The organism is Xenorhabdus griffiniae, assembly GCF_015163655.1.
GTDB classification, from domain to species: Bacteria; Pseudomonadota; Gammaproteobacteria; order Enterobacterales; family Enterobacteriaceae; genus Xenorhabdus; species Xenorhabdus griffiniae.
In genome coordinates this window covers 1-10,080 of record NZ_JADEUF010000130.1, presented here as the reverse complement: position 1 = coordinate 10,080, position 10,080 = coordinate 1, and the positions used below count along the sequence as shown (strand labels likewise).

Sequence of the window (10,080 nt, the reverse complement as noted above, 5' to 3'; positions counted from 1 at the left end):
CCAGTATAAAAGATAGTCAAGTGGCTAAACGTCGAAGAGCAACGTGGTCAGCAGAATTCCGTAGTCAGCTTATCTTTGATTAAATTAAATACAAAGTGGAATCCCGCCCTGATTCAATTAATGATATTAAGTTGATAGTTTGCCCGAATTTCTAGAAACTTGTGGCAATGACTGCATTAAATATCTAAATAAATAGGATTGATTGCCACATATGACAACTTTCTACTCTGTACTGAGCTGGCTGGCGATTTTTTTCTACTGGCTGATTATTGCTGGTATCACTATTCGAGTTTTGATGAAACGTCGTCCAGTGACATCAGCAATGACGTGGTTACTCATTATTTACATTTTTCCCTTAGTCGGAATCGTTGCTTACTTGTCATTCGGCGAATTACATCTTGGCAAACGCAGGGTTGAGCAAGCCAGACAAATGCGTTCATCTGTAACCAAGTGGCTGGCCGAGTTAAGAAATTCCCCGCAAATTTTTGCCGATGAAAACAGTGAAGTCGCTACTCCGCTGTTCCAACTGTGTGAACGTCGACAAAAACTCAAAGGTGTCAGAGGTAATAAAATGCAATTAATGACATCTTACGACAACTCGCTAAAAGCGATTGTTCATGATATTGAAAACGCCAAATACAATATCGAAATGGTGTTTTATATATGGCAATCTGGAGGGCTGGTTGATCAGGTCACTGATGCTCTGATGCGTGCAGCCAAACGCGGTATTAAATGTCGAATTATGGTAGATTCGGCGGGAAGCTGGCAATTTTTCCGTAGCCCTTATCCTGATATTATGCGAAAGGCAGGTATTGAATTTGTTGAATCACTCAAAGTTAATATCTTTCGTCTATTTTTACGTCGTATGGACTTACGCCAGCATAGAAAAATTATCCTGATCGATAATCATATTTCATACACCGGCAGCATGAATATGGTTGATCCCCGTTTTTTTAAACAAGATGCTGGGGTCGGTCAATGGGTCGATATCATGGTGAGAATGGAAGGCCCTGTTACGACAACACTAGGGATCATCTACGCTTTTGACTGGGAAATGGAAACAGGACAGCGGCATCTCCCTCCGCCACCTGACAGTGTTACCATGCCCTTCGAACAAACCAGTGGTCATATAGCCCAAGTTATTGCTTCCGGGCCTGGGTTCCCTGATGAATTGATCCAACAATCCCTAATGACTGCTATTTTTGCTGCCCGCAAACAGCTTATTCTTACTACTCCATATTTTGTTCCCAGCGATGATTTAATGCATGCGATTTGCACCGCGGCTATGCGCGGTGTTGATGTCAGTATTATTGTACCAAGCCAAAATAATTCATTTCTTGTTCGTTGGGCCAGTCGCGCGTTTTTTTCTGAATTACTGGAAGCCGGTGTGAAAATTTATCAATTTGAAGATGGCTTGTTACACACTAAAAGTGTTTTAGTCGATGGACAACTCAGTATGGTCGGTTCTGTCAATTTGGATATGCGCAGCTTATGGCTGAATTTTGAAATTACAGTGGTCATTGATGATGAACACTTTGGCAATGATTTAACTCTGGTTCAGCAAGACTATATTATGCGTTCAACCTTGCTTGCAAACAATAAATGGGAAAAACGTCCTGTGTGGCATCGTATCCTTGAACGTATCTGTTACTTTTTCAGCCCGCTTTTATAATTCATGACTGAAAATAAATTAACCAGCCACTTTTTTAATACGAATCGTTTCACCACGAATAACAGTATTCATTCAATACAGAACATGTTTTAATTTCATCATGTGATTAATCTCGGACCTTGCACCATGGAAAACCAACCGAAATATTCTATGCAATTAGACTTAAATAACCGAATGACTGAAGATGAAGCGCTTGAAAAAGCTTACGACATCTTTTTGGAACAAGCGCTTTCTCATCTCGATCCGGCTGACAGCCTGTTGTTTAATTTGCAATTTGAAGAACGAGGTGGTGTTGAATTAGTGGAACCTTCAAGGATCTGGCTTGAACATGTTGATTTTGATTTGGATCCAGACTTTTTTTCAGAAGTCATTATTGGCCTGGCTGAATCAGACGATGCTGAAATTGATGACATCTTTGCCCGTGTCTTGCTCTGTCGGGAAAGATCTCACTCCATCTGCCATATCCTATGGAAAAAATAATCAGACACGCCGCCAAAATGCCCTCACAGTGAGGGCATTGAATTTAATTTCGTGACAGTGTCACAATAACCTAATCTAACAGATTAGAGTGGATCAACCTTAAGGCAAGACACCGCATGTTTAAAGCTTCCCTCAAGCAACGGACGGGTCTTGGCACATTCAGCATCAGCCATTGGACAGCGAGTGCGGAATACACATCCAGACGGGGGATCAATCGGTGAAGGCAGTTCTCCCTCCAGCAATTCAATATGCTTGTTGCGCTCTTTGTCTGGATCAGGGATGGGCACCGCCGACATAAGCGCTCTGGTATATGGATGCAATGGATTATGATAAACTTCATCGTAAGTACCTAATTCCACAGCATTTCCCAAATACATCACCAAAACACGATCTGATATGTGTTTTACTATCGATAGGTCATGAGCAATAAATATCAGGGAAAGTCCCATTTCCCGCTGTAATTCCTGCAACAAGTTAACGACTTGTGCCTGAATGGAAACATCCAGCGCTGAAACAGGTTCATCGCAAATAACTAATTTAGGCTCCAGAATTAAAGCGCGAGCAATGCCAATACGCTGGCATTGTCCCCCAGAGAATTCATGTGGGTAACGGTTTATCAGGTTAGGTAACAATCCTACCCGCATCATCATCTTTTGAACTTTTTCTTTTATTTCCCCACCTTTCATTTTGGGGTAATACGTTTTTAATGGCTCTGCAATAATATCACCAATGGTCATACGTGGGTTCAGCGATGCCAAAGGATCTTGAAAAATCATCTGAATATCATTGCGAATATCCCGCCATTGTTTGTCACTCATATCCAGCAGATTTTGCCCAAGCCAGGTGACTGTGCCGCCAGATGCTTTCACTAACCCAATGACGGCTCTGGCAAGTGTCGATTTCCCGCAGCCAGATTCTCCTACCACACCCAGTGTCTCACCTTCATATAATCTTAAGGTAACGCCATCTACCGCCTTTAAGGTTTTTACCGGCTGCCAAAACCACTGTTTTCCATCTTTAATATCAAAATGAACTTTAAGGTCATCAACTTCCAATAAGACACGTTTTTCAGCTATTGTGCTCATACCAATTCCTCCTGGCGTTTAAAGCAGGCACGCAAGCGCCCATGGCCAAATTTTTCCAGCTGTGGTTCCTCACGAACACAATGCTCTGTGGCAAACTGACAACGCGGCTGGAATGGGCATCCCTTTGGCAAACGCAATAAATTGGGGGGATTGCCTTGAATCGTTTCCAATGATTCCTCATCACCGTCCAGGCGAGGAACAGCATTCAATAACCCAATAGAGTATGGATGGGTCGGCCGATAAAATACGTCACGCGCCGTGCCATATTCCATTGTTCTGCCGGCATACATAACTAATACTTTGTCACAAATGCCAGCAACCACCCCCAAGTCATGGGTAATCATGATGATGGCAGTGTTAAACTCTTTTTTCAGATCGTTAAGCAACGTCATAATCTGTGCCTGAACGGTTACGTCCAATGCCGTTGTCGGTTCATCGGCAATTAATAACTTAGGCTGGCATAATAACGCCATAGCAATCATGACGCGTTGACGCATACCACCAGAGAATTCATGCGGATACATTTTCATGCGCTTACGTGCCTCTGGCATCTTAACGGCATCCAGCATACGGATAGATTCTTCAAAAGCCGCACTTTTACTCATACGTTTGTGCAGCATCAATACTTCAATTAATTGATCACCCACCCGCATATAAGGGTTAAGGGAAGTCATGGGATCTTGAAATATCATCGAGATCTCTTCTGCCCGCATTCGGTTCAGCTCTTTTTCTTTCAGGTTGAGAATTTCTCGCCCATTAAAGTGGGCAGAGCCACTGACCGAACCATTGCTGGCTAATAACCCCATTAATGCAAATGCTGTCTGCGATTTGCCAGAACCAGATTCACCCACGATCCCCAGTGTTTCTCCGGCCTGTAAATCAAAATTCAATTTATTTACAGCAGTCACGTTGCCATCTGGCGTGCTGAATACGACATCCAGATCTCTTACCGATAAGAGGGATTCAACATTTTTCGAAGTTTCAACGCTATTCATAGGCTCTCCTTAACGGTCTTTCGGGTCGAGGGCATCTCGCAGGCCGTCACCAATAAAGTTAAAACAAAACAGGGTCATTACCAGAAAGCCCGCCGGAAATAACAATAGCCACGGAGCCACTTCCATTGAATTAGCACCATCACTTAACAAAGCGCCCCAACTACTGAGTGGTTCCTGAGTTCCCAAGCCAAGGAAGCTTAAGAAGGATTCAAACAGGATCATACTAGGTACAAGTAATGAGGCATAAACCACCACAACACCTAATACGTTTGGCACGATATGGCGCAAAACGATATGGCGGGTAGAAACACCACAAACCAACGCTGCTTCGATGAATTCCTTGCGTTTTAAACTCAGTGTCTGACCACGGACAATACGTGCCATGTCCAGCCATGACACCATGCCTATTGCAACGAAAATCAACAAAATGTTTTGACCAAAGAAAGTCACCAGAAGGATAACGAAGAACATGAATGGAAAAGAGTTGAGGATTTCCAGCAAGCGCATCATGACCATGTCAATTTTACCGCCAAGATAGCCTGACATCGCACCATATAAAGTACCAAATAACACGGCAATCAAAGCGGCGGCAATCCCGACCATCAATGAAATCCGCCCACCAATGGCAACGCGCACTAACAGATCACGCCCTGAAGAATCGGTGCCAAAATAGTGTTTGGATTCAAAATCCGGCGGCATCGTCATCATGTTCCAATCAGTGTCATCGTAAGCAAATTGGGACAACATTGGAGCTAAGATCACAAATAATATAATCAAGAATAGAATACATAAGCTTGTAATCGCCGCCTTGTTATGCACAAAACGGCGACGTGCATCCTGCCACAAACTGCGGCCCTCAATTTCCAGTTGCTCAGAAAAATTTTCCAGAGCTTCGCTATTTTTTTTATTCAGTAACATTGCGTGCTCCAGTTTTAATAACGAATTTTCGGATCAATGACGGCGTATAGCACATCAACAATGGCATTAAACATAATGGTCAGGCTCCCCACCAGGATCGTCAAACTCAGTACCAGTGAGTAATCACGGTTTAATGCACCATTAACAAATAATTGTCCCAGGCCAGGTAAACCGAAAATAGTCTCAATAACCATTGAACCCGTAATGATGCCTACGAATGCAGGCCCCATGTAAGAGATAACGGGTAATAAGGCAGGTTTTAACGCATGACGGAAAATAATCTTCCGCAATGGCAAACCCTTGGCCCGTGCAGTACGAATAAAGTTGGAATGCAAAACTTCTATCATGGAACCACGGGTAATACGGGATATGCTGGCAATATAAGAGAGAGAAAGTGCGACCATTGGCAAAAGCATATATTTAGGTGCCCCGCCATTCCAGCCTCCTCCCGGCAACCATTTTAGTGTAATGGCGAATATCAAAACTAATAAGGGAGCGACCACGAAACTGGGGATTACGACGCCTGTCATGGCAAACCCCATTACCGTGTAATCCCATTTCGTATTCTGGTTCAATGCCGCAATGACTCCAGCACTGACACCGAATACTACCGCCATAACAAAGGCGGCAAATCCCAATTTAGCAGAAACCGGCAAAGCTTCTGCAACCAGATCATTGACACTGTAGTCTTTATATTTGAATGAAGGACCAAAATCCCCCTTAGAGAGTTGGATTAGGTAATTGAAATATTGCTTATAAATAGGATCATTTAAATGGTATTTCGCTTCAATATTTGCCATAACCTCTGGCGGTAGCTTTCTTTCTCCTGTAAATGGGCTACCCGGCGCAAGCCGCATCATAAAAAACGAAATAGTAATAAGTATAAAAAGTGTCGGGATCGCCTCTAAGCAGCGACGTAAAATAAATTTTAGCATTGCCCGTTCCTACTATTTAGCCAAACTGTGGCTTTTAATTATTTAACAAGCCGGTGATCCAACGAGATCACCGGCTAATTCCTAATGTTTTATTATGTACAGATCTTTGGTATGGAAGTTATCTAAGGGATCTTTACCGGTATAACCACCGACATAAGGTTTTAGCAAACGAGAATTTGTATAATAATAGATAGGAATAATTGCAGAATCTTTATCCAATTGCGCATTAGCTTTAGCATAAATTTCAGCACGTTCTTCGTCGGTTTTGACTTGAAGTGATTGTTTCATTAATGCATCAAATTCTTTGCTCTTATAATGGGCTGTGTTATTGCTACTATTGGATAACATGGGGTTCAAGAAGGTAGAAGCTTCGTTATAATCAGCACACCATCCTGCACGAGCAATGTCATAGTTACCTTGATGGCGGGAGTCAAGGAAAGTTTTCCATTCCTGATTTTCAAGAGAAACATCAACACCAATATTTTTTTTCCACACAGATGCAGCGGCAATAGCTAACTTTTTATGCAAATCGGAAGTATTGTACAGTAGCTTAATTTTCAAGGGATTATCTTTAGTAAATCCAGCCTCTGCCAAAAGTTTTTTCGCTTCTTCATTACGCTGCTGCTGATTTAATTTGGTATACCAGTCTGGTTTCTCATCTTTAAAATCGGCGATATAGGGTGGTGTATAACCATAGGCAGGTATATCACCCTGATTTTTCACCTTGTTAGTCATAAGATCTTGATCTATACCCAGTTTCAGTGCGGTACGTACTCGGGGATCGTTAAGTGGTGGTTTTTGGTTATTGATTTCATAATAATAAGTACATAAATACGGGTTTACACGCAACTGTTCAGGAATTTCTTTTTTTAGTTTTGAGAATAATTCTATCGGTAAATTGTTATAAGTCATCTCAATTTCGCCAGCGCGATAGCGGTTAACATCGGTGACTTCGGAGGAAATAGGCAAGACAGTGATTTGATTAATAACTGTATTCTTATTATCCCAATAGGTTGGACTACGTTCTAAAACAAGGCGTTCATTGATCACCCAACTTTTCGGTTTATAAGCACCATTACCAACAAAGTTCAGGGGTTGCGTCCATCTTTCACCATACTTCTCTACAGTTGCACGATGGACTGGTGATGTACTTGTATGAACAAACAATCTGACTAAATAAGGTACAGGTTCGCTGAGTGTCAATTCTAACGTATGATCATCCAATGCTTTGATACCCAACGTTTCAGGTTTTTGTTTACCTCTGATGATATCGTCAACATTGAGAAGATGGGCATATTGAAGAAAACTTGCGTATGGGGACGCAGTATTTGGATCTACCAGACGGCGCCAACTGTAAACAAAATCCTGTGCAGTGACAGGGTCACCATTAGACCACTTTGCATCTTTGCGCAGATGAAAAGTCCAAACTTTGAAATCCTTATTTTCCCAACTTTCTGCAACTCCCGGTATAATTTTACCGTCAGGATCATTGATTACCAGAGTTTCAAATAGATCACGCGCGATATTAGATTCTGGTACACCTTCAATTTTATGCGGGTCCAACGATTGTGGTTCAGAGCTATTGTTGCGAACCAGCACCTGTTTTGCAGCGTCCGCAAGTTGCACGCCTGCAGGCACTTGTGCTGCAAAGGCTGGCCACCCAATCATCATGCCTAACGCTACCGTAATGCCTGTAGCCAGTCTTTTCTTTGTTGTGTTTATCATCTTATTCTCTCCAATTGATATCATTTGACCCATTAAAGTCATATCCACGCATTGGGTTGGTTATTTTCCGTATCCAAAAGGAACTATTTTGTTTACAGTAAAACAATATCTTGTGACAATAATTAGTTATTCACCTTTTTAATATACAAATTCTTTAGATCGACATAATCCATGGGATCTTTTCCTGTCATCCCCCCAACGGTCGGGCGAATGAGGCGCACACTGACGCGGTAATAAACCGGTATCAGCCCTGAATCTTTATCCAGCTGAGCTTCGGCTTGCTGATAAAACTCCTTACGTGTCGCATCATCTTTGGCAATCAGGGCCTGCTTAAGCAAGTTATCAAAAGTCTCACTTTGATAAAAACCAGTATTGTTACTGCTAGTTGACAGCAACATATTCAAGAAAGAAGAGGGTTCGTTATAATCGCCACACCATGTCGCTCTTGCGACATCGTAATTTCCTTGGTGGCGGTTCTGGAGAGAAGTTTTCCACTCTTGATTTTGCAAGGTGACTTTTGCGCCAATATTTTTCTGCCACATAGAAGCCGCAGCGATGGCTTGTTGTTTATTTTGCTCTGATGTGTTGTATAACAAAGTAAACTTAAGGGGGTGACTGGCATCAAAACCTGCCTCTTTCAACAATTCCCTTGCCCGCTGATTGCGCTGTTCCTGGGTCCAACTTGCCCATTCTGGATTAATAGTCAAACCGCCGCCAATATATGTGGGAGTATATCCATAAGCCGGAATTTGCCCCTGCGCCATAATTTTTTCCGTAATGATATCGCGATCAAGACTCAGTTTTATGGCTTCACGCACCCGTTTATCTTTAAACAGAGGGTTCTGATTATTGATTTCGTAGTAAAACGTGCACAAATAAGGTGAAATTTGCAATTGTTCGGGGATATCCCGTTTCATTTTTTGGTATAGATCAGGAGGAATAGCATTATCAGTAACATCCACTTCCCCGCTACGGTAGCGGTTAACACTGCTAACTTCAGAGACAATAGGCAGGAAAGTGCCTTTCTCAATGAGGGTTTCTTTATTGTTCCAATACTGAGGATTACGCATTAAAACAATTCGCTCATTGACCACCCAATCCTTCAATGTATAAGCACCATTGCCAATATAGTTTTCCGGTGATGTCCATTTATTCCCCCATTTTTCAACCACATCTTGCCTGATAGGTTTCATCGCGGTATGGCTTAACATGTCAATCAGATAAGGAACTGGCTGGCTGAGTGTTACCTGGAAACGGTAATCATCTAACGCCTTAACTCCCAATTGTTCCGGTGATTTGATTCCTTTCAGAATATCGTCAACGTTTTGAATATAGGCATATTGCAAATAACTGGTATAAGGTGAGCCAGTATTTGGATCAGCGATCCGGCGCCAACTATAGACAAAATCCTGCGCAGTCACAGGCTTACCATCACTCCATTTGGCGTCATGACGCAAATAGAATGTCCATACCTTATAACCGTCATTTTCCCATCTTTCTGCTACGCCAGGCACAGTTTCACCATGTGGCCCGGTCGTTACCAGCCCCTCCAACAGATTGCGGATAATGATGGTTTCTGGAGCACCTTCAACTTTATGAGGATCCAATGAAGTGACTTCGACACCATTGTTAACGGTTATTTCTTGTTTTTCAGCCAGGGTAACGCCTGCTGGAACAGTTGCAGCAATGCTCTGTGCTGCGAGAAAAGATAATAAAACGATACTCGAAACCAACTGACCTAACTTTGATGTTTTTTTTCTCATATTTTACTCCAAGTTATAAACAGTAAATGAATCGTTTTTAATCTACTAACTCCAATAATTTACTTATCTCGTTAACAAAGGGTAATTAACCTACTAAAAAACGATGTCCACATAATAATTGTTATTTGTTTTTTATAATAAATTTATTAAAACATTAATATCATTCGTTACCCTTGTATACAATACATTTACATAACTAATGTAACATGGTGATAATAATAGGTTTTATTCTGTTATCTCCATGCGATATTCGTGGAATATGATCAAAAGAGAAAATAAACATTATTTTAACAAAATGCAATCACCACAGTGTAAAAGTCCATCTTCATCACAAAACAACGATGCAAGCCACCAATTAGCTAAATAGCGTTTCAAAATGATAGGAGTATTCCTTACCCCGCGCGGCGCGCGGGGTAAGGAACGCCAACATCTGATACTCTCAGTATTATGAAAACCTATTTAGAAAAAGAAGATAAAAAGCATGTCTACGAATTTGCGAAACGCTTG

General features: G+C 41.8%; 8 protein-coding genes. 2 read left to right on the top strand and 6 right to left on the bottom strand.

The features are described 5' to 3' along the window. The first annotated feature begins 211 nt into the window (after window positions 1-211). Both cls and IQ211_RS16345 read left to right on the top strand, forming a co-directional pair. Window positions 212-1,672 (top strand): cardiolipin synthase, encoded by a 1,461-nt coding sequence (gene cls / locus IQ211_RS16350; RefSeq protein ID WP_189758964.1) that lies wholly within the window; start codon window positions 212-214, stop codon window positions 1,670-1,672. Between the two features lie 150 nt (window positions 1,673-1,822). Then, entirely contained in the window at window positions 1,823-2,152 is a 330-nt protein-coding gene (locus IQ211_RS16345; RefSeq protein ID WP_189758967.1) for an HI1450 family dsDNA-mimic protein, read from the top strand. An 83-nt stretch (window positions 2,153-2,235) separates the two neighbouring features. On the opposite strand, the gene oppF is transcribed toward IQ211_RS16345, so the two are convergent. From oppF to IQ211_RS16315, 6 genes are all read right to left on the bottom strand, one after another. Then, window positions 2,236-3,237 (bottom strand): murein tripeptide/oligopeptide ABC transporter ATP binding protein OppF, encoded by a 1,002-nt coding sequence (gene oppF / locus IQ211_RS16340; protein WP_189758963.1) that lies wholly within the window; start codon window positions 3,235-3,237, stop codon window positions 2,236-2,238. Continuing rightward, the gene (oppD, locus tag IQ211_RS16335) at window positions 3,234-4,232 is read right to left on the bottom strand and encodes an ABC transporter ATP-binding protein (RefSeq protein WP_189758962.1); all 999 of its coding nucleotides are present in this window, start codon (window positions 4,230-4,232) and stop codon (window positions 3,234-3,236) included. The genes oppF and oppD overlap by 4 nt, the downstream gene beginning before the upstream one ends. Window positions 4,233-4,241: 9 nt before the next feature. Beyond that, entirely contained in the window at window positions 4,242-5,150 is a 909-nt protein-coding gene (gene oppC / locus IQ211_RS16330) for an oligopeptide ABC transporter permease OppC (RefSeq protein ID WP_189758961.1), read from the bottom strand. Between the two features lie 14 nt (window positions 5,151-5,164). Then, window positions 5,165-6,085 (bottom strand): oligopeptide ABC transporter permease OppB, encoded by a 921-nt coding sequence (oppB, locus tag IQ211_RS16325; protein ID WP_189758960.1) that lies wholly within the window; start codon window positions 6,083-6,085, stop codon window positions 5,165-5,167. Window positions 6,086-6,166: 81 nt separating this feature from the next. Beyond that, a complete protein-coding gene (oppA, locus tag IQ211_RS16320) occupies window positions 6,167-7,810 on the bottom strand; it encodes an oligopeptide ABC transporter substrate-binding protein OppA (protein ID WP_189758959.1) in 1,644 nt (547 codons plus the stop codon). 122 nt (window positions 7,811-7,932) lie between these two features. After that, entirely contained in the window at window positions 7,933-9,573 is a 1,641-nt protein-coding gene (locus IQ211_RS16315) for an ABC transporter substrate-binding protein (RefSeq protein WP_189758958.1), read from the bottom strand. Between the last annotated feature and the right edge of the window lie 507 nt (window positions 9,574-10,080).